Raw genomic sequence first — 26,806 nt, 5'->3', positions numbered from 1 at the left:
TGGCGGGTGGTCGACCAGGATCGCCGGTAGCGAGCCTGGTCGACCACCCACTCGCCCTACGGCCTGCTGGGCCGCTGCACGCCCCGGTCCGACGGGATGATCATCTGTGTGGCCTCGTTGCCGCCGGCGGGCGGCCGTTCCGCGGGTCGCGGGATGACGACCGTGCGGTCCCCGTCCGCCTCGGCGCGATCCTCCCGCTCCGCCGGGGCGGCCGGCGTCGAACGCCCGGTCTCCGGCGCGGCCGGCGTCGTCGAACGCGCGGTCTCCGGCGCGGTCCCGGCCTCGGACCCGTCCGTGGTCGGCCGGGCCGACCCGGTCGACGCCGGCGCCTCGGACGCCTCGGTCGTGCCGGACGTCTCGGCTGGCTCCGCGGACTCGGCCGGCGGCTCCGCGGACTCGGCCGCCGGCTCCGCGGAGCCGGCGGGCCGCTCCGCGCGGTTCGCCGGCTCCGGTTGCGCGACCTCCGCCGATTCCGCCGCGCCCGCGGAGGCTGCCGGCTGCGCGGAGGCTGCCGGCTCGGCGGGAGACACCGGCTCGGCGGACTCCGCCGGGGCGCCCGAGGGTCGGGACGATCCGTCCGGCCCCGGCGGCCGGGGCAGCACCTGCGTGCGGTCCGCGTCGGCGGCGGTGGTCTGCTGGGGAATCACCTGCGTCCGGTCGGCCGGCGAGTCCGCACCCGGCTGCGGGGCGTCCGCCGCCGCGGGCGGGCCGGAGGCCGGGCTTCCGGAGACCGGCCTCGCCGATGCCGGGCCGCCCGACACGGGGCTCGACGGCCCCGGCCCCGACGACCCCGGCCCGGACGACACGGGGCTTCCCGACGACACCGGGCTTCCCGGCGCGGGAATTCCCGGTGCCGGCCAGGACTGCTGCGGCCAACCGGCCGGCGGCTGGGCCGGTGCGGGCGCACCGCCCGGGTGGCCGGCCGGACCGTACCCACCGGGCGGCGGATAGCCGGGCGCCGCGGACTGTGGGTAGCCGGACGCTCCGGGCTGCGGGTAGCCGGGTGCTCCGGGCTGCGGGTAGCCGGGTGCTCCGGGCTGCGGCTGGCCAGCCGGCCCGTACGGCCCCGGCGGCGGGTAGCCACCCGGAGCGGACCCGCCTGGCTGCGGCTGGCCACCCGGAGCGGACGAACCCGGCGGCGGGTAGCCACCCGGCGGTGCCGGCTGCGGCCGGCCGTACACGCCCGGCTCCCGCTTCGGCCGCGGGGTGTAGTAGAGCGCACGCCAGACCCGGTAGACCACGAACGCGGCCACCGCGAAGATCGCCATGAACGCGATCCGGGTCAGGAAGCCGGTGAATACGCCCCGGAACACCCCATTGGCCAGGCTGCCGACCAGCCAGCCGAAGAAGCACACCACGCCGAAGAACGCGGAGAACGCGTACTCGGCCACCGCGGCCTGGGTGACCAGCCTGGCCCGGCCGACCGGCGGCGTGAGGTGGGTCGCGAGCAGCACCGCCAGCACCGGCAGCACGATCGCGGTGATCCCCACGAAGTCGAAGAAGCCGCTGCCGGCCCGGCTGGTGAACCGCGGTCCGTTGTCGGCCGGGATCAGCAGGTCGAGCAGCGCGACAAAGAGCAGCAGGGCGTCCGCCCCGACCAGGACGAGTGCGGCTAGCTCACGCAGCGGCCTGGTCAGCTGGCTGGCCGTGGGCGCGGGATGCGGCCCCGGACCGGGCTGACTGGTCAAGAATCCTCCCATCGAGCGGTGCGGGCGACGGCGTCGGTGAGCCTAGTCTCCCCCGCCGACACCCCCTCGCAAACGTGACGTAGGCGAGGATGGGGCCATGCGCATCGTGGTATTGGCGGGGGGTATCGGCGGCGCCCGATTCCTGGCCGGCGTCCGGTCGTACGCGGCCGAGGCCGGCGGGGAGGTCACCGCCGTGGTGAACGTGGGCGACGACATCCGGCTGCACGGCCTGCGGATCTGTCCGGACCTGGACAGTGTGCTGTACCACCTGGGCGGCGGCGCCGACCCCGAACGCGGTTGGGGTCGCGCCGGGGAGACCTGGGCGGTGAAGGAGGAGCTGGCGGCGTACGGCGCCGAGCCGACCTGGTTCGGCCTGGGCGACCGGGACCTGGCCACCCACCTGGTCCGGACCACCATGTTGGACGCCGGTTATCCGCTCTCGGCCGTGACCGAGGCGCTGTGCGCGCGCTGGCAGCCCGGCGTACGGCTGCTGCCCGCCACCGACGACCGGATGGAGACGCACGTCGTGGTGGACCTCGACGGCGGCCGGCGGGCCATCCACTTCCAGGAGTGGTGGGTGCGGTACCGGGGTGAGCTGCCGGCGCACCGGTTCGTCTTCGTGGGCGCCGAGTCGGCGAAACCGGCGGCCGGCGTCCTGGACGCGATCGGGGCGGCCGACGTCGTCCTGCTCGCCCCCAGCAACCCGGTGGTGAGCATCGCCCCGATCCTGGCCGTGCCCGGGTTGCGGGAGGCGCTGGTCGGCGGCCCCGCACCGGTGCTCGGGATCTCGCCGATCATCGGCGGCCGGCCGGTACGCGGGATGGCGGACCGCTGCCTGGCCGCGCTGGACGTACCCTGCACCGCGGCGGCGGTCGGCGGCATGTACGGCCCGCGCGGCGACGGCGGCGTCCTGGACGGTTGGCTGGTGGACCCGGTGGACGACCCGGCGCCGGTGCCGGGGGTGCGGGTCGGCGCGGCGCCGCTGTGGATGACCGACGAGGCGGCCACGGCCGCCATGGTGCGTGCCGCGTTGGAGCTGTTGTGAAGCTGGAGATTCTGCCGGTCCTCGGCCTCGGCGAGGTCCGCGAGGGCGACGACCTGGCCGCGATGATCGCGCGTGCGGCTCCCTGGTTGCGCGACGGCGACGTCCTCGTGGTGACCAGCAAGATCGTTTCCAAGTCCGAGGGCCGGCTGGTCGACGTGCCGGTGGCCGAGCCGGACCGGTCCGCGGCGCGCGAGGAGGTCCTCGCGGCCGAGACCGCCCGGGTGGTCGCCCGGCGCGGCGCCATCCGGATCGTGCAGACGCACCACGGCTTCGTGATGGCCTCGGCCGGGATCGATGCCTCCAACGTGGACAAGGCGCGGTTGGTGCTGCTGCCCAAGGACCCGGACGCGTCGGCCCGGTCGCTGCGGGCGGCGCTGCGGGAGCGGCACGGCGTCGACGTCGCCGTGATCATTTCCGACACGATGGGCCGGCCGTGGCGCACCGGGCTGACCGACGTGGCCCTGGGCGCCGCCGGGATCGACGCGATCCGCGACCACCGGGGCGCGGTCGACCCGTACGGCAACGAGCTGAGCATCACCCAGATGGCGGTGGTCGACGAGCTGGCCGGCGCCGGCGAACTGGTCAAGGGCAAGATCGACCAGGTGCCGGTGGCGGTCGTCCGCGGTTACCTGCCGGCGGCCGGTCGCAACGACGGAGCCGGCGCGGCGGAGTTGGTCCGGGAGGCCGAACTGGACCTGTTCGCGCTCGGTACCGCGGAGGCACGGGCCGACGGGCTGCGCGCGGTGGCCACCCTGCCGCAGACCGCCACCGCCACCGCCACCGCCATTGCCTCCGGCACCGGCACCGGCACCGGCACCGGCACGGCGGACGGTCCGGACCCGGCCGCGGTCGAGCGGGCCATCGCCGCGGTGGCCGGGGCCGTGGCGCCCGGCACCGCATTCGACCTGGTCAAGGACCCGTCGGTACGCGCCGAACTGGCCCACGCCCACCCGGACTGGCCGGCCGGGGCGACCGCCGCCATCGTCGCCCGCCGCCCCGCCGCCGCCCCGGACACCGCCGCCCCGGACACCGCCGCCCCGGACACCGCCGCCGCGGGCGCCGCCGCCCCGGACGCCGCCGCGCTGATCCGGTTCGGGGCGGACCTGCACCGGCTGCGGGCCGGCCTGGCCGCCGAGGGAATCGGCTCGGCCCTCCTGCTCCGCGCCGACGGTGCGGCGGTGCTGGCGCTCTGACGGCCGCCTCCGCCCCGGCCGTGGCGCCGGCGGGTCACTGGCTCAGCATGGCCCGACCCAGCGGGGTGAGGGTGTGCAGCACGGTGTTGCGTTCCCGGTGGCTGACCAGCAGGCCGGCGTTGCGCAGCACGGCCGTGTGCTGGCTGGCCGCGGCCGGCGAGATGCGCAGCCGGCGCGCCACCTCGCCCGTGGAGCACCCGTCGCTGACCACCGCCAGGACGCTGGCCCGGGTCCGACCGAGCAGCGCGGACAGCGCCTCCCGGCCACCCGTACCGGCCGCGCCGGGACCGGCCCGACCGTCCGGGCCGGGAAGACCAGCGACGCCGGGACGACCGGCGACGCCGGGCCGGCCAGCGATGCCGGAACCGCCGGGGACGCCGGTCAACGCCTCCGGTACCGACGCCGGCACGAGGCTACCGAGGCGGTCCACCGGATAGACGAGCACCGGCGGCAGCGTCGGGTCCAGCAGCGCCACCGGCGCCCGCGAGCAGAAGAACGACGGCACCAGCAGCAGGCCGCGACCGCGCAGGTGCAGCTCCCGGTCGGCCGGGTAGTCCGGCACCTCCAGCAGCCCGGGCCGCCACCGCGCGGCCGGCCGCAGGCTGGCCAGCAGGGCCTCCGTACCCCCGTCGAGCAGGGCACGGGCCCGCCGGTTCCGGTCGGCCTCCACCGCGGCGGCCACCCGCGGCCAGTACGGGGTGATGGCCAGCGCGCGGTAGTGCTCCATCGAGTCGGTCAGGTGCTTCAGCACCGCCGGTTCGCCCCGGGCCAGCGCGCCGGCCGGATCGGGCAGCCGGTTGTCCGCGGCCAGCACCGTCAGGTCCTGCCGAAGCCGGGACAGCGGGGTGGAGCGGACCGCGTCCAGCCCCGCCTCGATGCTCTGCCGGCTCTCGTGCGGGGTGAGGAAGTCCGGGAAGTAGCCGCGCGGCGGGTTGAGCGCGAACAGCAGCCGGAACCGCGCCGCCGCCCGGTCCCGACGCAGCCCCTCGGTGACCTCCTGCCGCCAGCCGGCGACCACGGGATCCGGATTACGGGTCTGTAACAGGTGCAGGCTGAGCACCAACTCCCAGAGTGGATCGGCCGCGGCGGCCACCCGGGTACGGGCGACGTCCTCGCCGGAGAAGTGGATTCTCAGCACCGGGCGCTCCTGGCGGTCGTGGTCCCCTGTTACCCGACGGCACCTCGCACTGTACCTAACCGCAACTTTTCACCCTTGTTTCAGCGAGGAATGAAAAACCTCGACGTAACCGTGCACGGTTCGGCATGCTCGCTTGTGCCGCGGCCCAAGGCCGCGGCGACCTGGGGAGGTGCACCGGGAGGGCGACCACCACGAGGGTCCGCGGATCGTGCCCGCGGAGGTGGTCGCCCACCCCGGCAGCGCCCGGCTAGATCAAGCCCTGTTCGCCGCGCTCCTTCAGGTCGTCCACCAGCCCCTTCACGTCCTGCGCCCGGTCACGCGGGCAGACCAGCACCGCGTCGTCGGTGTCCACCACGATCAGGTCGTGCACCCCGAGGACCGCCACCAGCCGCCCCGAGCGGGGCACCACGATCAGCCCGGTGCTGTCCCGCAGCAGCACGCCCGGCTTCTCCGCCACCGTCTCGGCGCCCAGCACCACGTTGCGGGCGTCGTCGGCGGGCAGCACGTCACCGAGGGTGTGGAAGTCCCCGACGTCGGTCCACCCGAAGTCGCCCGACACGGTGGCCACCCGGCCGGCCGCCGCGGCGCCCTCCATCACCGCGTAGTCGACCGAGATCTTCGTCAGCGTCGGCCACACGGCGCCCAGCGTCTCGTCCTGATCCGAGGTGTCCCAGGCCGCGGCGATCTCCAGGATCCCGGCGTGCAGCGCGGGCTGCTGCCGGGCCAGTTCGGCCAGGAAGGCGTCCACCCGCCAGACGAACATGCCGGCGTTCCACAGGTGGCGGCCGGATCGGACGTACGCCTCGGCGACCTCGGCCACCGGCTTCTCCTTGAACTCCGCGACCCGGCGCAGCGGGCCGGAGTCCAGCAGCTCGCCGCACTCCAGGTAGCCGTAGCCGGTCTCCGGTCGGGTCGGCTCGATCCCCACGGTCATCAGCAGGCCCTGCTCGGCGCCGCGCACCGCCGTCCGGATCGTCTCGGCGAACCGGCGGGAGCGCACCACCAGGTGATCCGCGGCGAACGATCCCATCACGGCGGCCGGGTCGCGGCGCGCGATCACGGCGGCGGCCAGCGCCACCGCGGCGCACGAGTCCCGCGGGGACGGTTCGACCAGGATGTTCTCCTCCGGCAGTCCCGGCAGTTGCCGGGCCACCGCGGCGGCGTGCGCCACACCTGTCACCACCATGGTGTGCTCCGACTCCGCCAGCTGGCCCAGCCGTTCGGCGGTCACCTGCAGGAGCGACGCCTCGGTGCCGGTGAGCGGGTGCAGGAACTTGGGGTGACCGGCGCGGGACAGCGGCCAGAGCCGGGTCCCGGTCCCGCCGGCGAGGATGACTGCGTAGAGCATCCGACCATCATGCCGGACCGCGCCGTCGCGGCACCGCCGGACGGCGCACGCCGCAACGCTCCGTGGTCAGGACCGGACCCGGCACCATGCCGTGACATGCACCTCGGCGCTGGACTCCCAGGTGAACTCCTTGGCCCGGTCGAAACCCGCCTTCGCGAGGGTCAACCGGCGTGGTTCGTCGTCCAGCAGGGCGGCCAGGTCCGCCCCGATCTGCTCGGGCGCCTCGCTGGTGTACGCCACCGCGTCGCCACCCACCTCGGGCAGCGACAACCGCGGGGTCGTCAGCACCGGCGCCGCGCACGCCATGGCCTCCAGGATCGGCAGCCCGAAACCCTCGCCGTACGACGGGTACGCCGCCACCAGGGCACCGCCGAGGAAACCGGGCAGGTCCGCGTAGCGCAGGTAGCCGGGACGCAGCAGCCGCAGGTGCGCCGGGACATCCGCGACGGCCCGGTCGATGTCGTCGTCGTGCCCCTGCCCCCCGGCGATCACCAGGGCCGGCGGGTTCTCCCGGTCCGCGACGGCCAGCACCCAGCCACGGATGAGGTTCGGTACGTTCTTGCGGGGCTCCTTGGCGCCGAGGAACGCGATGTAGCTGCCGCTGCCCAGCCCCAGCCGCGCGCGTACCCGGGCCTTCTCCTCCTCGGTGGGCGCGTGGAACGCCGAATGGTCGACGCCGTGGTACGCCACGTCGATCCGGGTCGGATCGGCGTCCAGCAGCCGGATCAGCTCGTCCCGGGTGGCCTTGCTCGGCACGATCACCCGGTCCGCCCGGCGCAGCGAGGTCTTGATCGCGCTGCGGAAGAAGGTCCGGCGCGACTTGTCGTAGTGCTCGGGCTCGGTGAAGAAGGTGGCGTCGTGCACCGTGACCGTCACCGGACAACCGGCACGCAGCGGGCACGTGTAGAACGGAGAGTGCAACACGTCCGCCCCGACCTGCTGGGCCAGCAGCGGCAGGCCGGTCTGTTCCCACGCCAGCCGGGCCGGCCGGTGGGCCACCGCCGCCGGCGCGGGCACCACCTCGACGTCCGGCAGCATCCGCGCGTACCGCTCGGCGTCGGTGCGCAGGCTGACCACCACGAGATCCACCGCCGACTTCGGGGTACGGCCGAGCGCACCCAGCAGGCCATCGACATATCTGCCCACCCCGCCCCGGTCGGCGGGGACGCTCGTGGCGTCGATCAGGACACGCGGTGGGCGACCGGCGGTCACAGGGCAACTCCTCGGTGGCGGGGTCTCACGAGGTCGCGGCGGGCACGGCGGTTACCGCCCCACCGAACGTCGACTTGTGGGGAACAACACTGGGGGCAAGCCTACGCCGAGCCCGGGGCGGGCCGCCGACCGCGACCCGACAGCCGGCGCGTCCGTCACCTGACGCAAATCCCAGGTCACCCAGCGGTGAACGCCGATCAACCGGCGCGACGGGTATCGTACGCGCGGTGGCCGACAACCCCGCCCGGATCCTCACCGCCGCCATCGCGGCCGATCCCACCCGACCGCTGCTGACCTGGTACGACGACGCCACCGGCGACCGGACCGAGCTGTCCGGCGCGACGCTGGCCAACTGGGTCGCCAAGACCGCCAACCTGTTGGTCGACGACGCCGGGCTGGCACCCGGCGACCGGGCCGGGGTGCTGCTACCGCCGCACTGGCAGACCGCGGCGGTGCTGCTGGGCTGCTGGTCGGCGGGGGTGTCGGTGAGCACCGACGCACCAGAACCGGTCGATGTGCTGTTCGCCGCGGCCGACCGGCTGGGCGAGGCCGCGGACTGGCCGGCCGGCGACCGGTACGCCCTGGCGCTCGCCCCGCTGGCCGCGCCGCTGGCACAGCTGCCACCCGGCTACGCCGACTACGTGCTGGAGGTCCGCGGCCAGGGCGACGCCTTCAACCCGCCGCCCGGGGTCGGCACCCCGGACGGCCAGTTGGTCACGCGGGCCACGGCGCACGCGGCGGCGCTCGGGCTCACCGCCGGTGATCGCGTGCTGGTCGACGCGCACCGGCACCCCGACCCGGTCGACTGGCTGCTCGCCCCGCTCGCCGCGGGGGCCAGCATCGTGCTCTGCGCCGCCCTCGACCCGGCCCGGCGGGACGCCCGGATCGCCACCGAACGGGTCACCCGGACCCTCGACTGATCCTCGGGCCGCAGCGGAGTCCCCCGGTCGCGGACGCCGTGTCGGACGCTAGCCGCGTTCGCGGGCGAACCTCTCGAACGCCGTCAGGGAGTCGGGGTTGGCCAGCGCGCCGGTCGCGGCGGCCGCGTCCACCGGCGTACCGGTGAGGATCTTCTTCACCGGTACCTCCAGCTTCTTCGCCGACAGCGTCCGCGGCACGGCCCGGACCTGGTGGATCTCGTCCGGAACGTGCCGGGGTGAGAGCGCGGTACGCAGCTCACGGACGATCTTCGCGCGCAGCGCGTCGTCCAGTTCCCGCCCCTGCGCCAGCACCACGAACAGCAGCAGTTCGCCCGCGCCGCCCTCGGCGTCCTCCAGGTGCACCACCACCGAGTCGACGACCTCGTCCAGCCCCTCCACCACGGAGTAGAACTCGGCGGTGCCCAGCCGGACCCCGCCGCGGTTCAGGGTGGCGTCCGAACGGCCGGTGATCACGCAGCCGCCGTGCTCGTTGATCGTGATCCAGTCGCCGTGCCGCCACACCCCCGGATAGACGTCGAAGTACGCCTCGCGGTACCGGCGCCCGTCCGGGTCGTTCCAGAACCCGACCGGCATGCTCGGCATCGGCGCCGTGATCACCAGCTCGCCGAGCTGGTCCAGCACCGGAGTTCCGTCGGCCGAGCGGGCCTCCACCCGGGCGCCCAGGCAGCGGCAGGCGATCTCGCCGGCCCGCACGGGCAGCAGCGGTACGCCACCCACGAAACCGGTGCAGACGTCGGTACCGCCGGACAGCGACTGGAGCTGGAGGGTGTCCGAGACCGACTCGTACACCCAGCGGAAGCCCTCGACCGGCAGCGGCGCCCCGGTGGACCCGAGCCCGCGCAGCGCGGAGGTGTCCACCAGATCCCGCGGCCGCAGGCCGGCCTTGCGGCAGGCCAGCAGGAACGGCGCGGACGTGCCGAAGTAGGTGACCCCGGCCTCGGCGGCCATCCGCCACAGCTCGCCCAGGTCGGGATGCCCCGGGTTGCCGTCGAACAGCACGATCGCCGCGCCGACCGCCGGACCCGAGGCCAGAAAGTTCCACATCATCCAGCCGGTGGTGGAGAACCAGAAGAACCGGTCCCCCGGGCGCAGATCGTGGTGCAGGGCCAGCATCTTGAGGTGTTCCAGCAGGATTCCGCCGTGCCCGTGCACGATCGGCTTCGGCAGCCCGGTGGTGCCCGAGGAGTACAGCACGTACAGCGGGTGGTCGAACGGGACCGGATCGAACACCAACGGCTCGTCGGTGGGCGCCGCCAGCTGCGACCAACCGATCGCGCCGGCCGGTGGCGCCGCGTCCGGATCCAGGTACGGCAGCAGCACGGTGTGCCGCACCGACGGCAGGGCGGCCCGGATCGCGGCCACCTCGGCGGCGCGGTCGACCGGCTTCTCGCCGTACCGGTAGCCGTCCACCGCGACCAGCACGGTCGGCTCGATCTGCCGCCACCTGTCGGTCACGCTGCGGGTACCGAACTCGGGGGCGCAGGAGGAGAAGATCGCGCCGAGGCTCGCGGTGGCCAGCATCAACACGTACGTCTCGGGGATGTTCGGGGCGTACCCGGCCACCCGGTCCCCGGGACCGACGCCGAGCCGGCGCAGCCCGGCCCGCACCCGGCGGACGTCCTCGCGCAGTTCGGCGGCGGTCCGGGTGATCGGCGGACGGCTCTGGCTGTACGCGATCACCGCGGGCTCGTCGTCGCCGATGCCCGGCATCCGCAGCACGTGCTCGGCGTAGTTGAGCCTCGCGCCGGGGAACCAGCGCACCCCGGGCATGGTGTCGCCCGCCAGGGTCCGCTCGGCCGGTGTGTGCGCGAGGACCTGGAAGTAGTCCCAGATCGACCGCCAGAAGGCGTCGAGGTCGCTGACCGACCACCGCCACAGCTCGTCGTACGAGCCGAGGTCCAGCCCTCGCTCGGTACGCAGCCAGCGCAGGTAGTGACCGATCCGGGACCGCTCGCGGACCTCCTCGGAAGGCCGCCAGAGCACCTCGCCCACTGTCTTCACCCCTCCCCGGTCCGGTACGCCGTTGTGCCGGGCCTGCCGCCATCTTGCCGTACCCGAACGGCCATTCTGCGACCCGGTGCGGCGACGGCGACGCGTGGCCGGCCCACACCCATCGCCCCCTCGCAGTGTGGGAACGCCGGATGCGCCGGTGGTGAGCGGCCTTGGTCAGCGTGCGCGCGTCACGGCGTACCCCGGTGTTGCTGGATCGCCTGCCGGCGGGCCAGCCGGTGCGCCCGGCGGATCTCCGCCTCCCGGAACCGCCGCTCGTCCTGCGGGGTCTCCGGCAGCACCGGCCGGATCTCCCGCGGGCCGCCGGCCACGTCCACGCCGACGAACACCAGGTACGCGGTGGCCACCCGGACGGGTTCCTCCTCGGCGGTGTCCCAGCGCTGCGAAACCACCCTGACCCCGACCTCCATCGAGGTCCGCCCGGCCCAGTTGACCTGCGCGTGCGCGTGCACCAGATCGCCCACCCGCACGGGCTCGGAGAAGACGATCTCGTCGATCGCCGCGGTGACCGCCGTACCGCCGCTGTGCCGCGCCGCCGCGGCCCCCGCCACGTCGTCGATGAACTTCATCAGGACGCCACCGTGCACGGTGCCGTACAGATTCACATCGACAGCCGTCATGATGCGGCTCAACGTCACCCGGGAGTAGGCAGTGGGCTTACCCACCGGGTTCGTGCTCTCTTCGCTCACGTCGCAACCGTACGGTGGCGCACCGGCCCGAGCCGGCCGGCACCCGCGGCTGCGACCCGGATCGCAGTTTCGGCACCGACCACACTGGTCCGTCGGCGGGTCCCTGCGGCACCGGCACGCCGGCCGTCCCGCACTGGGTCGGCCGCACCCGAAGCGGTACGGTGCGCGGATGCGACATCTCTGGAGCTTCCTCGCCGGCGTGGTGGCCGCCCCGGTGTGTTGGGTTCTGCTCGCCCTCGGACAGCAGGGGTCGGCGTCCACGATCGACCGGTGGACCTCTGCCGGCACGTACAACGTGGCCAACCTGATCGAGCCGACGGTCTATCTGGTGGTGGGCGGGCTGGTGCTCGGCCTGCTGGCGTCGCTCCGGATCTCCCCCCTCGGCCCGGTGGCCGCGGGCATCATGCTGGTGGCGCCGTACGTCGGGCTGTTCGTGCGGCCGTTCGCGGTCCGGGACTGGATTCCCGACGGCTGGAAGCTCTTCGGCGATCCGGTGCCGATGCGCCTGCCGTTGCAGAACGGCACGATCCTGCTGCTCGGCCTGCTGTTGCTGATGGCGGTGTTCAGCGGGCAACGCTGGCGGCGCTGGCCGAAGCCGACGCCGGCGGTCCCGGCGTCAACGGTCGCGGCGCCAGCGGTCGCGGCCGGCGAGCCAGCGGCCCGGGGCACCACCGACAAGCCGGCCGGCGGCGCCCCGGCCACCGGCACCGGGTCCGACCCCGAGCGCACCCAGGACTGGTCGCTGCTGCGGGCGCCGGCCAGCGAGCCGGACACCAAGCCCGCGAGCCTCGGGTATCCCCAGCCGGACAGCCCGCCGGCGCCGCGCCGCGAGGCCGGCTCGCCGTGGTCGGACCCGCCCTCCCCCCGCCGGGACGGCGCGACCCACTGACCCGCGGGCCTGCTGACCCCCGTCGGGCCTCCGCGGTCCCGTTCCGGGTTCCCGCGGGTCTGCTCCGGGTTCACCTGGGTCCGTTCCGAGGCTTCCTCGGGTCTCTTCGCGGGTCTTGCGGGTCTCTTCGCGGGTCTTGCGGGTCTCTTCGGGGGGTCGTTGTCGCCTTTTCGGCCGGCAACGACCCCTCCCCCTCATCACAATGGGCCGAACTGTTGGTCACCCGGCGTAAGGTTGCGGTAGGCAACTCGCGGGGGGCCCGATGCGGCATGTCAACTCGGTTCTGCTGTCCCTGATCCTGGCACCGTCGATCTGGGCGCTGTCCGGCTACGGCCTCCAGACGTACGGGCCGGTCGGAACGGGACCCGACGGTCGGATCCCGCTCGACCGGCTGGTCGCGCTCGGCGCGCTGCTCGGCGCGGCAACGCTCTTCGCGGTGCTGCTGCTGGCCCGGCTCTCACCGCTCGGACCGGCCCTGACCGGGCTGACCTATCTCGGTGCCACCGGCCTGGTCGCCGGGTACCCCGCGCTGGCCCGACACGCCGTCGGGCGGTTGCCGCTCGGGTTCGGCCCCGAACTGCTCCGGCCGGCCGGCGGGCTGGCGGTGCTGCTCGGGCTGCCGCTGCTGGCCACCGCGTTCAGCGGGCGCCGCTGGCGGCGGTTCACCGGCCTGCCCGCGCTCTACGATCCGCCGGTCTCCCCGGCGGCCGGCGACCACCCGCCGGCCGACGCGACCACCACCGCGATGTACTCACCGCCCGCCGGGGCCGGACCGTGGACTGCCGCGGCGAGCTGGCCGCCGCCGGCGAGCGACCAGCCGCCGCCATGGCCGCCCTGGCGCGCGTGGCACTCCGACCCGGGCCGGAACGCGGACACCGCCGACCTGACGGCGCAGCTCGAACCGCTGCGCCGACCCGCGCCGCCCGGTTGACCGGTTGACCGGCCCTCGCCAAGGTCAACTCGTCTTCTGCGAAGTTGGGGCATTCCGACGGCCCGGACACCCCAACTTCACCGAAGACGAGTTGATCATGTGTGCCCGCTAGTCCTTCAGCAGCTGGCGCGCCATGACGATCCGCTGGACCTGGTTCGTACCCTCGTAGATCTGGGTGATCTTGGCGTCCCGCATCATCCGCTCCAGCGGGTAGTCGCGGGTGTAGCCGTACCCGCCGAGGAGCTGGACCGCGTCGGTGGTGATCTCCATGGCGGAGTCCGAGGCGAAGCACTTGGCCGCGGCGCCGAAGTAGGTGAGGTCGGCGTCGCCGCGCTCGGACTTGCCGGCCGCCACGTACGTGAGCTGCCGGGCCGCCTCCAGCTTCATGCCCATCTCGGCGATCATGAACTGGATGCCCTGGAAGTCGGCGACCGGCCGGCCGAACTGCCTGCGCTCCTTGACGTACCCCTTGGCGTAGTCGAGCGCGCCCTGCGCGATGCCCACGGCCTGGGCGGCGATGGTGACCCGGGTGTGGTCGAGGGTCCGCATGGCGGTGCCGAACCCGGTGCCCTCGGCGCCGATCAACCGGTCCGCCGGGATCCGCACGTTGTCCAGGTAGACCTCCCGGGTCGGCGAGCCCTTGATGCCGAGCTTCTTCTCCGGCGCGCCGAAGCTCACCCCCTGGTCGGACTTCTCGACCACGAAGGCCGAGATCCCGCGCGAGCGGGCGGCCGGGTCGGTCACCGCGAAGACGGTGTAGTACTCGGAGACCCCGGCGTTGGTGATCCACCGCTTCACGCCGTTGAGCACGTAGTGGTCGCCGTCGCGGACCGCCCGGGTGGTCATCGACGCGGCGTCGCTGCCGGCCTCGGGCTCGGAGAGGCAGTACGAGAACATCGCCTCACCGGCGGCGACCGGGGTCAGGTAGCGGCGCTTGAGTTCGTCCGAGCCGGCCAGCAGCAGCGGCATGGTGCCCAGCTTGTTGACCGCGGGGATCAGCGAGGACGCGGCGCAGGCCCGCGCCACCTCCTCGATCACGATGGCGGTGGCCAGCGCGTCGGCGCCGGCGCCCCCGTACTCCTCGGGGATGTGCGGGGCGTGGAAGTCCGCCGCCCGCAGGGCGTCGTAGGACGCCTTCGGAAACTCGGCGGTCTCGTCGGCCTCGGCCGCGTTCGGCGCGACCTTGGCGTCGCACACGGCGCGTACCGCGGCCCGGATCGCCTCGTGTTCCTCGGACGACCGGTAGACGTCGAATGACGGATCTGTCGTCATCGTGCCCCTCCCCTTGGCGGATCTCGTGCCCGCTCGGTATCTTCTGGTTTCCACCGGCCGACGTGGCGAGGATACCGACCAGTATTTCTACCGCTACGGCCCAGCGCGTAGGCTCACTTGATATGGCCGCAGGCGGCCCGGCACGCGGCATGAGCGAGATCACATAACCGCAGATCGCTGTATTTGAAGCTGTAATGTCCTCTTCCGGCGCCCCGGCCGCGGCGCCGCGGTTGGCTGCGACGCAACGAAGCGCCGCCAGTGTGAGCGGAGAACGCAGGCGTGACGATCCCCTACCCGACCACCCAGCCCCTCCCGTTGAGCACGGTCGCCCCGCCCTCGGGTGCCCAGCGTCCCCGGCTGACCTTCCTGGGCACCGGCTATCTGGGTGCGACGTACGCGATCTGCTTCGCCGAGCTGGGCTACGAGGTGATCGGCGTCGACGTCGACGAAGACAAGATCACCCGGCTGGCCGCCGGCGAGGTGCCGTTCCACGAACCCGGCCTGGACGAGCTGCTCAAACGCAACCTGGCCTCGGGTCGGCTGCGGTTCTCGACCTCGTACGCCGAGGCCGCGGAGTTCGGCGACGTGCACTTCATCTGCGTCGGCACCCCGCAGCGGGCCGACGGCATGGGCGCCGACCTGAGCTACGTCGAGAACTCCGTCACCAGCCTGATCCAGCACCTCACCCGCAAGGCCCTGATCGTCGGCAAGTCCACGGTCCCGGTCGGCACGGCCGAGTGGATCGAGCAGTTGGTCGGCAAGCACACCGAGCCCGACCTGGCCGTCGAGGTGGCGTGGAGCCCCGAGTTCCTTCAGGAGGGCTTCGCCGTCGAGGACGTGCTGCGGCCGAACCGCATCGTGGTGGGCGTGAAGTCCGAGTGGGCCAACGGCATGCTGTACGCCGCGCACAAGGGCGTCTTCGACCTGGCCGCCACGGAGGACCGCGAGGTGCCGCTGGTGGTCACCGACTTCGCCACCGCCGAGCTGGTGAAGGTGGCCGCGAACGCGTTCCTGGCCACCAAGATCTCGTTCATCAACGCGATGGCCGAGGTCTGCGAGGTTGCCGGCGGCGACGTCACCCAGCTGGCCAAGGCCATCGGGTACGACCCGCGGATCGGCAACCGGTTCCTGCAGGCCGGCGTCGGTTTCGGCGGCGGCTGCCTGCCCAAGGACATCCGGGCGTTCCAGGCCCGCGCCCAGGAACTCGGCGCCGGCGAGGCGCTGCGCTTCCTGCACGAGGTCGACCTGATCAACATGCGCCGCCGCAACCGGGTGCTCCAGCTCGCCGCCGAGCTGCTCAGCCGCCGGTACGGCCCGGCCGGTCCCGACCTGTCCGGCACCCGGATCGCGGTGCTCGGCGCCACCTTCAAGCCCAACTCCGACGACGTCCGGGACGCTCCCGCCCTCGCCGTCGCGGCGCTGCTCAGCAAGGCCGGCGCAAACGTGCGGGTCTACGACCCGCAGGGCATCGACAACGCCCGTCGGGCCCAGCCGGATCTGGCGTACGAGGCGACCATGGACGACGCCGTCCGGGACGCCGACCTGGTCTGCGTGCTCACCGAATGGGCGGACTTCCGCAACGCCAACCCCGCCGCGCTGGGTGAGCTGGTCGCCGGTCGGCGGGTCGTGGACGGCCGGAACTGCCTCGACTCGACCGCCTGGGCGCAGGCCGGCTGGGAGTACCGCGGCATGGGCCGCCCCTGATCCTCCCCGCCGGACGGGCCAGCACGGCCCGTCCGGTACGGCACGCCGGCCGCGGACCCGATCGGGTCCGCGGCCGGTGTCGTGCTGGCATGATCTTTCATCCCGAGACACACCCGGTGGGACTGTTCAACCGTTGCCTGGTTTCGGCATGCTTCGGTGGGAAGCAACGATTCGAGCGCAGCGAGGTGCCGGCATGAGCGAGCGCAGCGAGGCGCTGTCATGAGCAACACGCATCCGTGCGCCGAGTGCGGGCGGATGATCGAGAACGCCACGAGCTGCCCGAACTGTGGCGCTCCGCAGGGCGATCTCGGCGACGAGCTGGCCCGGATCGAGCGCTCGATCGCCGAGATGAAGGCTCAGGAGATGGCGATCGGCGACGAGCAGCGCCGGATCGCCCAGCAGTTGCAGGCCGCGCAGTTCCAGCGGGACTTCCTCGCGCACGCCAACGACGATCGCCGCCGGCAGGGCGGCGGAAAGCCGCGCCGGTTCCGGCGCGGCGGCACCCGCCGGCCGGCACCGCCGAGCCCGCCGCCGGCCGGCCCACCGCCGTCCGCGGCCGGGCCGCCGCCCTCGGCCGCCCGCACGGGTCCAGGTTCGGCCACCGCGCCGCCGGGTGGCCGGTCCGCCCCGGGTCCCGCCACCGCGCCGCCGGGCGGTCGATCCGGTCCGGGACGCCCGTCGGCGGCCCGCGGCGGACCGCCGCCGCCCGCCGCCGCCCGACCGGGCACCGCACGGCCCGAGGACGCACGGCCCGAGGACGCTCGGCGGCCCGGCGCCGCACGACCCGGAACCGCACGATCCGGCGCCGGGGCTGGGCCCGCGTCCGGTGCCGGCAACGCGCCGCCGCCGGGTACGACCCGGGTACCCCGGCAGGGCTCGCCGGAGAGCTGGGATGCGCTGCCCGACCCGTTCGAGCGGCCGGCGTCGGCCGAGGGTGTGCCGCCGCATCCGCCGGAGGCGTCCCCGCGCGAGGTGCAGAACATCTACCTCGGCCTCGGCGGCCTGCTGCTGGGCATCGCGGCGGCGGTCTTCGCGGTGGTCGCGATCACCACGTTCGGCGACCTCAGCCGGGTCGCCATCCTCGCCACCGCCACGGTCGGCCTGCTGGCCATCGCGCCGCTGGTGGCCGGCCGTGGGCTCACCTCGACGGCCGAGACGCTGGCCGGGGTGGGGCTGCTGCTGGTGCCGCTGACCGGCTATGCCATCTGGACGGTCGACGGCGTCTCCACCGCCGGCCTGCCGGGCGGCCTGTACGCCGGCCTGACCTGCGCGGCGACCGCCGTGCTGGCGGCGCTGTACGGCAGCGTCACCGGACTGGCCATGCCCCGGTACGGATTCGTCCTGGCCACCCAGCCGGTGCTGCCGCTGGTGGCCCGGGACTGGATCACCGGACCGGTCGGATGGGCCGCGGTCCTCGCCGCGGTGGCCGCCGTCGATCTCGCACTCACCCGGCTGTTCGCTCCGGACGGTCGGCTGACCACGGCGCCCTGGCTGAGCCGCCGGGCCGGGCCGGCCGATCCGCTGGAACAGCCCGTGGCGCCGGGTCCGCCGGGTGCGGACAGCGCCGAGGTGGCCGACCAGCCGGACCTCGCCGGCGTGTACCGGCCGGAGACCGCGGGCGAGGAGGCGGACGCGGTGGTGAGCGCCGCCGACGCGCCGCCCGGGGCGCCCCGGATCCGCCGGCCGGCGGCGCCGGGTCCGGTCACCCCCTGGTTGCGCGAGCTGATCTGGACGCTGCACGGCCTGGCCGCGCTGGCCGCGCTCGGGTACGCCGCACTGGCCCTGGCCACCGCGGACACGGTTCCCGGCGCCTCCCGCGGCGCCGTCGCGCTGCTGCTCGCCGCCGTGATCGGCCTGGTGGGTGCGGTCGGGCTCGGCCAGCCGTCCGTCCGGGACGTGGCCGCCGGCGTGCTGACGCTCGCGGTCATCGGCGCCGTGGGCCAGGTGGCGGCCGTCGCGCTGCCGGGGCGGGCGCTGGTGCTGGTCGCCGCGGTCATCGCGCTGACCGGCGTCGCCGTACGGGCGCTCCCGGAGCCGGTGCGGCGCGGACCGCAACTCGCGTCCGCGCTCGCGCTCCTGGTGGTCGGCGCCCTCGTCGCCGGCAGCGCGCTGCGGGCCGCCGTGGCGCCGGTCCGGGCCGCGCTGCCGCCCTGGCAGGCGGACCTGTCCGGCTACCCGGAGCAGCTCGCCGCCGCGGCCGGGTCCGCCGGCTGGCAGCTCGCCGCGGCGGCCTTCCTGCTCACCGTCGCCGCGGTGATCGCGCTCCCCCCGCAACTGCGCCGCGAGTTCGCGGTGACCGGAGCCGCCGCCACCGCGCTGGCGGTGCCGGCCTCGCTCGCGCTGCCGTGGTCCGCGGCGCCCTGGCCGGCCACGCTGGCCGCGATCGGCATCGCCGCCGCCGGACTGTCCGCCGACACTCCCCGGGCCGCCCGGGCGCATGTGCTGGCCGCCGCCGTCGCCGGGCTGGGTGCCGCGGGCGCCGCGATGGCCCGGCCGGGCAGCACCGCCGCGGTCCTCGGGGTGCTCGCCACCGCCGGGGTACTGATCGCGCTGGCGCCCACCGGCCGGACCGTGGTGCTGGGCCGGTCGGCGGGGATCGTGGCCGACTGGGCGGCCGGCGGTGCGGCGTTCGCGCTGCCGGGTGCGGTGGCCGGCTTCGTGGCCGCCGCCATCCCGCTGGGTCCGGCGCCGGCGTCGGACGCGGTGGCCCGGGCCAGCCTCACCGTGCTGGCGGCCAGCTTCCTGGCCGCCTGCGGCACGCTGAGCTTCGCCGCCCTGCGCCAGGTGGCGTACCGGGAACTGAGCCCGCCGCTGGGCATCGGCAGCGCGCTGGGCGCCGTCGCCGTCTCCATCGCCGCCTTCGGCGCGCCCGGCGCCACGCTGGCCGACGCCCTCGTCGGGGGCGCGCTGCTGGTGGCGGCCGTGCTGCTGGTCCTCGCGCCGTCCATCGACGCCGGGCGACGGGCCGACCGGATGCTCGACGGTCCGGACCTGGCGGCCGCCGCGGCGGCCGCGGCGGCCGTGGGTGCGCTGGCCCGGATCGCCGCGATCCTGGCGCCCGGCTCGACCCTCGCGGCCGGCGCCGGGCTGGTGCTGCTGGTGGCGGTCGCCGCCCGGGCGATGCCCGCGCAGTGGCGCCGGGGACCCGTGCTGGGCCTGGCCGTCACCGGGTCGGTGATCGCCGGGATCGCCGGGTACGCCGCCCTGGTCGGCGGGGTACGGGTGCTGGCGACCCCGGGCCGGATCTGGGCGGCCGACCTCGACCGCTGGTCCGCCTCGGCGCCCGGTGGCCTGGGCTGGCAGGCGCCGGTCGCGCTCATCCTGCTGGCCGGTGCCGCCGCGATCCTGCTGCCCCGGCCGCGCGGCTACGACGTGGCGGCCGTCTTCGCCGGTCTGGCCACCATCGGTACGCCGGCCGCGCTCGGGTTGCCCTGGTGGGCGCCCATGGTGGTGAGCGGGGTGGTGGCCACCGTGTACGCCGTCGCGGCCGTCGCCGCGGCCGACCCGCGCGCCGGGATGGCCCGCGCCGTGCTGGCCGGCTGCGTGGCGCTGCACGCGGTCGGCGTGGGCCTGGTCCGCCCGTGGACCACGGCGGCCGCGTTGGGGGTGCTCTGCCTGCTCGGCGTCGTGGTGGCCGGCCTGGCTCGCACGGTCGGCGCGATGACCGCCGGACCGGCCGGGGCCGCGGACACCGGAGGCACGGACACCGGAGGCACGGGCGCCGGCGCGGCGGACACCGGCGCGGCCGGGACCGGGACCGCAGCCATGCCGCTGCACCTGGCCCAGATCGGCGGGCTGGCGGTCGGCGGCGCGCTGCTGGCCCTGCCCGGTGCGCTGGCGGCGCTGGCCGTCCACCTCGGCTGGCCGGCCGAGACGGTGCTCACCGCCGCGCTCGGCGGGTCCAGCCTCGGCGTCGCGACGGTGGCCGTGACCCGGCGACGGATCCCGGAGTACCTGCCGTACGCCACCGTGGGGATCGCCGGCGGCGCCACCGTGACGGCCGCCGCGTCGCTCTTCACCGACCTGCCGTACGGGGTGTTCGCGGCGGCCACGGCACTGCTGGGCGTGCTGGCCGAACTGCTGCGGGCCAGCACCCCGCCGCCCGGTGCCGCGGTCGCGTCGCCGTGGTCGGCGCCGTTCCCGGACGACCTCCGGCCCCCGGCCGACGTGCCGCGCGGCCGGTGGGCGGTGAGCCCGACCGTCGGTGCCCTGATCGCGGCGACGGTGCCGGCCGCGCTGGCCGTTGCGGCCGTGGCACCGGCCCTGGTGACCGCGCTGGTCACGCCGTACCGGGTGGTCGGCCGGATCTGGGCCGGGCCGCCGCCGGAGTTGCTGACCCCGCCGCCGGAGGCCGTGGACCCGACGAACGTCCTGGCCGCGTTGCTGCTGACCATCGCGGCCGCGTTGGGGGCGACCGGCTTCTTCGGCGGCCGACCCGCCCGGGCCGTACCGGTGGTGCTGCCCGGCGCGGCGGTCACCCTGCTGATCGCGCCGACCTCGCTCGGCATGGGCTGGCCGAACGCCACCCTCGCGGCGCTCGGGGTGTTCACGATCGCCATGCTCGGGCTGGCGCTCACCCCGCCACCGCCGGCCGCCGAGCGGGCCAGGTCGTTGCGGGTGGCCCGGCTGCTGACCTTCGGCATCGGGTTGGCGGCCGGCGGTTCGGGGCTGGCCGGCAGCCTGGCCACCCGGCAGCTCACCCTGTTCACCCTGGGCAGCGCGGTGGGCGTGGGTGCGGTCGCCGCGCTGTTCGGCCGCAGCCAGCCGGCCCGGATCCTGGGCTGGTTGTTCGCCTCGGTGATGGCTCAACTCTTCGTGCTCACCGTCGGGCTGGTGGCCGGGCTGGAACCGGACTGGTCGGCGTTCGGCGTGCTCGCGGTCGGTGCGGTGCTGCTGGTGGGTGCCCGGACGGTGCCCCGACTGCGCCGGCCGGAGGCGATCCGCGAGGCCGCCACGGTCGAGTGGAGCGGCTACGGTTCGGCGCTGATCGCCCTGGCCCTGGCCTTCCAGTCACCCCGGCACATCGCCGCGCTGCTGGCCGCCTGGGGCGCCATCATCGGCGTGTCCGCGAGCCGGCCCGGTCGGGGCACGGTCGAGCGCCGGGTGCTGTTCTGGTCGGCGGTGGCCTGCGAGATCAGCGCCTGGTGGCTGCTGATGTGGATCTCCGACATCGGTCTGCTGGAGGCGTACACGCTGCCGTTCGCCGCGCTGGCGCTGCTGGTGGGGGTGCTGGAACTGCGCCACCACCCGGAGCTGAGCAGTTGGGCGGCGTACGCCCCGGCGCTGGTGGCCGCGTTCCTGCCCACCCTGGCCATCGTGCTGACCGGCGACGCCAGCAGCCTCCGCCAGACCCTGCTGCTGCTCGGCGCCGTGGCGGTGCTGATCATCGGCTCCACCACCCGGCAGCAGGCGCCCGTGGTGGTGGGCGCCGTGGTCACCGCGCTCGCGGCGCTGCACGCGCTCACCGTGTACGGCCCGTGGCTGGTGCTCATCCCGGTCGGGATCGTGCTGCTGGTGCTGGGCGCCGGCAGCGAGCGGCGGCGGCGGACCCAGGAACGCCTGCGGGGCGCCCTACGCGGCATGCGCTGAACCGCGACGCCGCGACGCCGCGACACGCGCAGCCGCGGCCCGCGCGGCCAGGCCGTGCTGGCGCGGCACACGCCGGGCGGTGGCCGCTGCCCGCGGCGGGCGGCGGGGTCAGCCCAGCGAGGCGCGCAGCGCGGCGTCCTTCTCGGCCACCAACTGCTCCAGGTCGGCCTGGTACGCCGACATCCGGTGCCGCAGCGTCTCGTCGGCGGCGCCCAGGATGCGCACCGCCAGCAGTCCGGCGTTGCGGGCGTTGCCGATCGACACGGTGGCCACCGGCACGCCGGCCGGCATCTGCACGATGGACAGCAGCGAGTCCATCCCGTCCAGGTGCCGCAACGGCACCGGTACGCCGATCACCGGCAGCGGGGTGACCGAGGCGACCATGCCGGGCAGCGCGGCGGCACCGCCGGCCCCCGCGATGATCACCTTCAGCCCGCGGTCCGCGGCGGCGCGGCCGTACTCGATCATCTTGACCGGAGTGCGGTGCGCCGAGATCACCTCGACCTCGTAGCCCACGTCGAACTCGTCGAGCGCCTCGCCGGCGGCCTTCATGGTGGGCCAGTCCGAGTCGCTGCCCATGATCAACCCAACGGCGGTCACGCCGGTCGTCCCTTCGCTCGTGCTCACTCGCCGACCCCGTCGCGCAGCCAGCGGGCCGCGCGGGCGGCCCGCGCGCGCACCTGCGCCAGGTCGGCGCCGAGCACAGTGACGTGCCCGATCTTGCGCCCCGGCCGGACCTGCTTGCCGTACAGGTGCACCCGCGCCCCCGGGTCCGCCGCGAACAGGTGGTGCAGCCGCTCGTCGATGGACATCCCGCCGTCCGCGCCGCCCAGCACGTTCGCCATCACCACGGCCGGCGCGGTCAGCTCGGTCGACCCCATCGGGTAGTCCAGCACGGCCCGCAGGTGCTGCTCGAACTGGGAGGTCCGAGCCCCCTCGATCGTCCAGTGCCCGGAGTTGTGCGGTCGCATGGCCAGTTCGTTGACCACCAGCCCGTCCCGGGTCTCGAACAGCTCGACCGCGAGCAGGCCGACCACGTCCAGCGCGGTGGCCAGGTCGATCGCCATCCGCTGCGCCGCGAGCGACACGTCCTCCGGCAGGTCCGGCGCCGGGGCCAGCACCTGCACGCAGATCCCGTCCCGCTGCACCGTCTCCACCACCGGGTACGCGGCGACCTGCCCGAACGGGGATCGCGCCACCTGGACGGCCAGTTCGCGGACCAGCCGTACCCGTTCCTCGGCGATCAGCTCGGTGCCGGCGGCGAGCAGCGCGGCGGCGCGCTCGGCGGCCTCCTCGGCGCCGGCCACCGGCCACACGCCCCGGCCGTCGTAGCCGCCGCGGGCCGCCTTGAGCATCACCGGCCAACCCACCCGGTCACCGAACTCGACCAGTTCCGCGGCGCTGCCGATCGGCCGCCAGGCCGGCACCGGGGCGCCCAGGGCACAGAGGCGTTCCCGCATGGCCCGCTTGTCCTGGGCGTACCGCAGGGCCGCCGCGGCCGGGTAGAGGGTGACGCCCTCGGCGGCCAGCGCCTCGATGTGCGCCCCCGGCACGTGTTCGTGGTCGAAGGTGACCACGTCGCAGCCCTTGGCGAAGGCGCGCAGCGCCGCGAGGTCGGTGTGGTCGCCGTACTCGACGTCGGCGGCGACCAGCGCCGCGCCGTCGGACGGGGTGAGCGCGAGCACGCGCAGCGACTGTCCGAGGGCGATGGCCGCCTGGTGGGTCATCCGGGCCAGCTGGCCGCCGCCCACCATGCCCACCACGGGAAGACCGGTACGGGGATCCATAACGCCGGTCAGCCTATCGGTCCGACCGGCGCGACCCGCGCCGGATCCGGCGCGCCGGCCGGCGGCGGTGGCGCGTGGCCGGCGACCCGGTCCGCGACGATCCGGCACCTGCGAGCGTCAACCCGCCGTGCACCATGCAGGAACAAGCCTCACATCCCCTTCCTGCTGGCAATCGCGAGACACTATGGTGTCCGGGTGACGCGGTTCCGGATCGGCGAGGCGGCCGAGTTGCTGGGCGTCAGCGCGGACACGGTCCGGCGCTGGGTGGACGCCGGCCGGCTGCCCGCCACCCGGGACGCGCACGGGCACCGGATGGTCGAGGGTGCCGACCTGGCCGGCTACGTCCGGTCCCTGGCCGGCGAGGCGGACGGCCGGCGCGAGGAGTCGTCGGCGCGCAACCGGCTGCGCGGCATCGTCACGGCAGTGGTGAAGGACACCGTGATGGCCCAGGTGGACATCCAGGCCGGCCCGCACCGCATCGTCTCGCTGATGAGCCGCGAGGCGGTCGACGAGCTGGACCTGCGGGTCGGCTCGCTCGCCGTGGCCGTGATCAAGTCCACCACGGTCGTGGTGGAGAAGCCGGCGTCCGGCCCGACCGGACGCGGAAGGGAACCGGCATGAGACGACGTCCGACGCTTGTCGCGCTGGTCGCGACCCTGCTGGCCGTCGCCGGCTGCGGCAACGGCGCCGGTACGCCGGCAGGCTCCGCGGACGGCACCCCGGGCGCGCCGACCGGCACCGTCACGGTCTTCGCCGCCGCGTCGCTGACCGAGGCGTTCACCACGATCGGGCACGACCTGGAGGCGGCGAACCCGGGGCTGACGGTCACGCTCAACTTCGCCGGCAGCTCGGCGCTGGCCAACCAGATCGTGCAGGGCGCGCCGGCGGACGTGTTCGCCTCCGCCGCACCGGCCAACATGAAGACCGTCACCGACGCCGGACTGGCCGCCGAGCAGCCGGTCACCTTCGTGCGCAACCAGCTCGTCATCGCCGTACCGCCGGGAAACCCCCGGCACGTCGCCGCGCTGGCCGACCTGGCGCAACCCGGCGTCAAGGTGGCGCTCTGCGCCGAGCAGGTCCCGTGCGGCGCCGCGGCCCGCACCGCGCTCGACGCGGCCGGCGTCGGGCTCACGCCGGTCACCCTGGAACAGGACGTGAAGTCCGCGCTGGCCAAGGTGAAGCTCGGCGAGGTGGACGCGGCGCTGGTCTACCGCACCGACGTGCACGCCGCCGGGGACAGCGTGGCCGGGGTGGAGTTCCCCGAGTCGGCCAAGGCGGTCAACGAGTACCCGATCGCCGTGCTGCGCGACGCCCCCAACCCGGCCGGGGCGCGGGCCTTCCTCGCGTACGTCCGCTCGGCCGAGGGTCAGGCGGTGCTGGACGCGGCCGGCTTCCAGGCCGGCTGACCGATGGCGGGTACGGGACGGCGTACCGCCGAGACCCGCCGCGGGCTTCCCCCGCTCGCCCTGCTGGTGCCCGGGCTGCTCGGGTTGGCGTTCCTGGTGCTGCCGCTGGCCGGGCTGCTGCTGCGCGCCCCGTGGACCACCCTGCCGGACCGGCTGGCCCAGCCCGGCGTGCTGGGCGCGCTGCGGCTGTCGCTGCTGACCGCCAGCCTGGCCACGCTGCTCTGCCTCGTCCTCGGCGTACCGCTGGCCTGGCTGCTCGCCCGGGTCGAGTTCCCGGGGCGGCGGCTGGTCCGGGCGCTGGTGACCGTGCCGCTGGTGCTGCCGCCCGTGGTGGGCGGCGTGGCGCTGCTGCTGGTCTTCGGCCGGCGCGGCCTGGTGGGCAGTTGGCTGGACAGCACCTTCGGGGTGACGCTGCCGTTCAGCACCTCCGGCGTGGTGCTCGCCGAGGCGTTCGTGGCGATGCCGTTCCTGGTCATCGCCGTGGAGGGCGCGCTGCGCGGCGCCGATGTGCGGTACGAGGAGGCCGCCGCCACGCTGGGCTCCGGCCGCTGGTCCACGTTCGTCCGGGTCACGCTGCCCCTCGTCGCCCCGGGCATCACGGCCGGCGCGGTGCTGTGCTGGGCGCGGGCGCTCGGCGAGTTCGGCGCCACCATCACCTTCGCCGGCAACTTCCCGGGCCGCACCCAGACCATGCCGTTGGCCGTCTACCTGGCGCTGGAGACCGACGTGCAGGCCGCCGTCGTGTTGAGCCTGCTGCTGCTGGTGGTGTCGGTCGCCATCCTGGCCGGGCTGCGGGACCGCTGGATCACCAGCCCATGACCGGCGACCAACCCGGACCTCCCGCGGTCGCCGCCGGGGACCCGCTGCTGGACGCGGACCTCACGGTCCGGCGCGGCAGCTTCGAGCTGGACATCCGGCTCACCGTGCGGACCGGCGAGGTCGTGGCGCTGCTCGGGCCGAACGGCGCCGGCAAGACGACCGCGCTGCGGGCGCTGGCCGGGCTGACCCGGCTGGCGGCCGGGCACATCCGGCTGGCCGGCGCCGACCTGGACCGGCCGGACGAGCGGGTGTGGGTGCCGCCCGAACGCCGCCGGGTCGGCGTGGTCTTCCAGGACTACCTGCTGTTCCCGCACCTCACGGCGCTGGACAACGTCGCCTTCGGACCCCGCCGGCACGGGATGGACCGGCGCCGGGCACGCGGGCACGCGGCGCGGTGGCTGGACCGGGTCGGCCTGGCCGAGCAGGCGCGGCGCCGGCCCGGCCAGCTCTCCGGCGGCCAGGCGCAGCGGGTCGCGCTGGCCCGGGCGCTGGCCACCGACCCGGCGCTGCTGCTGCTGGACGAGCCGCTGGCCGCGCTGGACGCCCGCACCCGGTTGACCACCCGGGCGCAACTGCACCGGCACCTGGCCGGACACCCGGGCGCGGCGCTGCTGGTCACCCACGACCCGCTGGACGCGCTGGTGCTCGCCGACCGGCTGGTGATCATCGAGGAGGGCCGGGTCGTCCAGGACGCCGACGCGGCCACCGTGACCGCCCGGCCGCGCACCGACTACGTGGCCCGGCTGGTGGGGCTCAACCTCTACCGCGGTACGGCCCGGGGGCACGAGGTGACGGTGCCCGGCGGCCTCGTGCTGACCAGCACCGACCGGCTGGACGGCCCGGCGTTCGTGGCCTTCCCGCCCAGCGCGGTCGCGCTGCACCCGCACCGCCCGACGGGCAGCCCGCGCAACACCTGGGCGGCCACGGTCGGCGGCATCCAGCGGCACGGCGACAACCTGCGGGTCGAACTGGCCGGCCCGGTGCCGGTGGCCGCGGACGTCACGGCCGCGGCCGCCGCCGCGCTGCGGCTCGAACCCGGGCAGCCGGTCTGGGCGGCCGTGAAGGCCACCGAGACCCGGGCGTACCCGGTGGACGAGGTCCCGCCGCCCGACTGAACCGCCGGTCCCGCCGCAGGGCCGAGCGGC

The 26,806-nt window shown here is 75.1% G+C and carries 20 protein-coding genes; 11 read left to right on the top strand and 9 right to left on the bottom strand.

Annotation, left to right across the window (positions count from 1 at the left end; translation table 11 throughout):
* Positions 1-56: 56 nt before the first annotated feature.
* Positions 57-1,688 carry a hypothetical protein gene (locus CIK06_RS05200; protein ID WP_198348104.1) on the bottom strand — a complete coding sequence of 544 codons (1,632 nt, stop codon included), beginning with the start codon at positions 1,686-1,688 and terminating at the stop codon, positions 57-59.
* 97 nt (positions 1,689-1,785) lie between these two features.
* Here CIK06_RS05200 and cofD point away from each other — a divergent pair, with 97 nt between their 5' ends.
* Together cofD and CIK06_RS05190 are read left to right on the top strand one after the other, a co-directional pair.
* Positions 1,786-2,733 (top strand): 2-phospho-L-lactate transferase, encoded by a 948-nt coding sequence (gene cofD / locus CIK06_RS05195; RefSeq protein ID WP_095563867.1) that lies wholly within the window; start codon positions 1,786-1,788, stop codon positions 2,731-2,733.
* Complete coding sequence (locus CIK06_RS05190) at positions 2,730-3,926, top strand: coenzyme F420-0:L-glutamate ligase (RefSeq protein ID WP_095563866.1); 1,197 nt, start codon at positions 2,730-2,732, stop codon at positions 3,924-3,926. The genes cofD and CIK06_RS05190 overlap by 4 nt, the downstream gene beginning before the upstream one ends.
* 34 nt (positions 3,927-3,960) lie before the next feature.
* On the opposite strand, the gene CIK06_RS05185 is transcribed toward CIK06_RS05190, so the two are convergent.
* The 3 genes from CIK06_RS05185 to CIK06_RS05175 all read right to left on the bottom strand — a co-directional run bounded on the left by CIK06_RS05185 (position 3,961) and on the right by CIK06_RS05175 (position 7,624).
* A complete protein-coding gene (locus CIK06_RS05185; RefSeq protein WP_095563865.1) occupies positions 3,961-5,064 on the bottom strand; it encodes a helix-turn-helix domain-containing protein in 1,104 nt (367 codons plus the stop codon).
* A 247-nt stretch (positions 5,065-5,311) separates the two neighbouring features.
* Positions 5,312-6,412, bottom strand: a complete 1,101-nt coding sequence (locus CIK06_RS05180; protein ID WP_095563864.1) for a mannose-1-phosphate guanylyltransferase — start codon at positions 6,410-6,412, stop codon at positions 5,312-5,314.
* A 66-nt stretch (positions 6,413-6,478) separates the two neighbouring features.
* A complete protein-coding gene (locus CIK06_RS05175) occupies positions 6,479-7,624 on the bottom strand; it encodes a glycosyltransferase family 1 protein (protein WP_095563863.1) in 1,146 nt (381 codons plus the stop codon).
* 227 nt (positions 7,625-7,851) lie between these two features.
* Here CIK06_RS05175 and CIK06_RS05170 point away from each other — a divergent pair, with 227 nt between their 5' ends.
* Positions 7,852-8,544, top strand: coding sequence for a TIGR03089 family protein (locus tag CIK06_RS05170; protein WP_095563862.1), 693 nt, complete (start codon positions 7,852-7,854; stop codon positions 8,542-8,544).
* A 48-nt stretch (positions 8,545-8,592) separates the two neighbouring features.
* Here the strand turns inward: CIK06_RS05170 and CIK06_RS05165 are convergent, their stop codons facing one another.
* Together CIK06_RS05165 and CIK06_RS05160 are read right to left on the bottom strand one after the other, a co-directional pair.
* Positions 8,593-10,557 carry an acetoacetate--CoA ligase gene (locus CIK06_RS05165; RefSeq protein ID WP_095563861.1) on the bottom strand — a complete coding sequence of 655 codons (1,965 nt, stop codon included), beginning with the start codon at positions 10,555-10,557 and terminating at the stop codon, positions 8,593-8,595.
* Positions 10,558-10,745: 188 nt separating this feature from the next.
* Positions 10,746-11,264, bottom strand: coding sequence for an acyl-CoA thioesterase (locus CIK06_RS05160; protein ID WP_198348103.1), 519 nt, complete (start codon positions 11,262-11,264; stop codon positions 10,746-10,748).
* A 169-nt stretch (positions 11,265-11,433) separates the two neighbouring features.
* On the opposite strand from CIK06_RS05160, the gene CIK06_RS05155 reads away from it, so the two are divergent.
* Both CIK06_RS05155 and CIK06_RS05150 read left to right on the top strand, forming a co-directional pair.
* Complete coding sequence (locus CIK06_RS05155; protein ID WP_095563860.1) at positions 11,434-12,153, top strand: hypothetical protein; 720 nt, start codon at positions 11,434-11,436, stop codon at positions 12,151-12,153.
* 262 nt (positions 12,154-12,415) lie between these two features.
* Positions 12,416-13,084, top strand: a complete 669-nt coding sequence (locus tag CIK06_RS05150; RefSeq protein ID WP_095563859.1) for a hypothetical protein — start codon at positions 12,416-12,418, stop codon at positions 13,082-13,084.
* A gap of 108 nt (positions 13,085-13,192) precedes the next feature.
* Here the strand turns inward: CIK06_RS05150 and CIK06_RS05145 are convergent, their stop codons facing one another.
* Positions 13,193-14,356, bottom strand: coding sequence for an acyl-CoA dehydrogenase family protein (locus CIK06_RS05145; RefSeq protein WP_095563858.1), 1,164 nt, complete (start codon positions 14,354-14,356; stop codon positions 13,193-13,195).
* A 279-nt stretch (positions 14,357-14,635) separates the two neighbouring features.
* Here CIK06_RS05145 and CIK06_RS05140 point away from each other — a divergent pair, with 279 nt between their 5' ends.
* Together CIK06_RS05140 and CIK06_RS05135 are read left to right on the top strand one after the other, a co-directional pair.
* Complete coding sequence (locus tag CIK06_RS05140; protein WP_095563857.1) at positions 14,636-16,060, top strand: UDP-glucose/GDP-mannose dehydrogenase family protein; 1,425 nt, start codon at positions 14,636-14,638, stop codon at positions 16,058-16,060.
* Positions 16,061-16,279: 219 nt separating this feature from the next.
* Complete coding sequence (locus CIK06_RS05135) at positions 16,280-21,649, top strand: SCO7613 C-terminal domain-containing membrane protein (protein WP_232534021.1); 5,370 nt, start codon at positions 16,280-16,282, stop codon at positions 21,647-21,649.
* A gap of 108 nt (positions 21,650-21,757) precedes the next feature.
* Here CIK06_RS05135 and purE read toward each other — a convergent pair whose 3' ends face one another.
* Together purE and CIK06_RS05125 are read right to left on the bottom strand one after the other, a co-directional pair.
* Positions 21,758-22,249: a 5-(carboxyamino)imidazole ribonucleotide mutase gene (purE, locus tag CIK06_RS05130; RefSeq protein ID WP_095563856.1), complete on the bottom strand. Its 492-nt coding sequence runs from the start codon at positions 22,247-22,249 to the stop codon at positions 21,758-21,760.
* A 23-nt stretch (positions 22,250-22,272) separates the two neighbouring features.
* Positions 22,273-23,436, bottom strand: coding sequence for a 5-(carboxyamino)imidazole ribonucleotide synthase (locus CIK06_RS05125; protein WP_095563855.1), 1,164 nt, complete (start codon positions 23,434-23,436; stop codon positions 22,273-22,275).
* Between the two features lie 195 nt (positions 23,437-23,631).
* Here CIK06_RS05125 and CIK06_RS05120 point away from each other — a divergent pair, with 195 nt between their 5' ends.
* From CIK06_RS05120 to CIK06_RS05105, 4 genes are read left to right on the top strand one after another with little or no spacing between them, the layout of a single operon-like run.
* On the top strand, positions 23,632-24,057 hold the full coding sequence (locus CIK06_RS05120; RefSeq protein ID WP_095563854.1) for a molybdopterin-binding protein: 426 nt from the start codon (positions 23,632-23,634) through the stop codon (positions 24,055-24,057).
* The gene (gene modA, locus CIK06_RS05115) at positions 24,054-24,842 is read left to right on the top strand and encodes a molybdate ABC transporter substrate-binding protein (protein ID WP_095563853.1); all 789 of its coding nucleotides are present in this window, start codon (positions 24,054-24,056) and stop codon (positions 24,840-24,842) included. Before CIK06_RS05120 ends, modA begins: the two co-directional genes overlap by 4 nt.
* A gap of 3 nt (positions 24,843-24,845) precedes the next feature.
* Positions 24,846-25,661, top strand: coding sequence for an ABC transporter permease (locus CIK06_RS05110; protein ID WP_095563852.1), 816 nt, complete (start codon positions 24,846-24,848; stop codon positions 25,659-25,661).
* A complete protein-coding gene (locus tag CIK06_RS05105; protein WP_095563851.1) occupies positions 25,658-26,776 on the top strand; it encodes an ABC transporter ATP-binding protein in 1,119 nt (372 codons plus the stop codon). Before CIK06_RS05110 ends, CIK06_RS05105 begins: the two co-directional genes overlap by 4 nt.
* Positions 26,777-26,806: the final 30 nt, after the last annotated feature.

The organism is Plantactinospora sp. KBS50 (assembly GCF_002285795.1).
GTDB lineage: Bacteria > Actinomycetota > Actinomycetes > Mycobacteriales > Micromonosporaceae > KBS50.
This window is presented reverse-complemented; position numbering and strand designations above follow the sequence as displayed.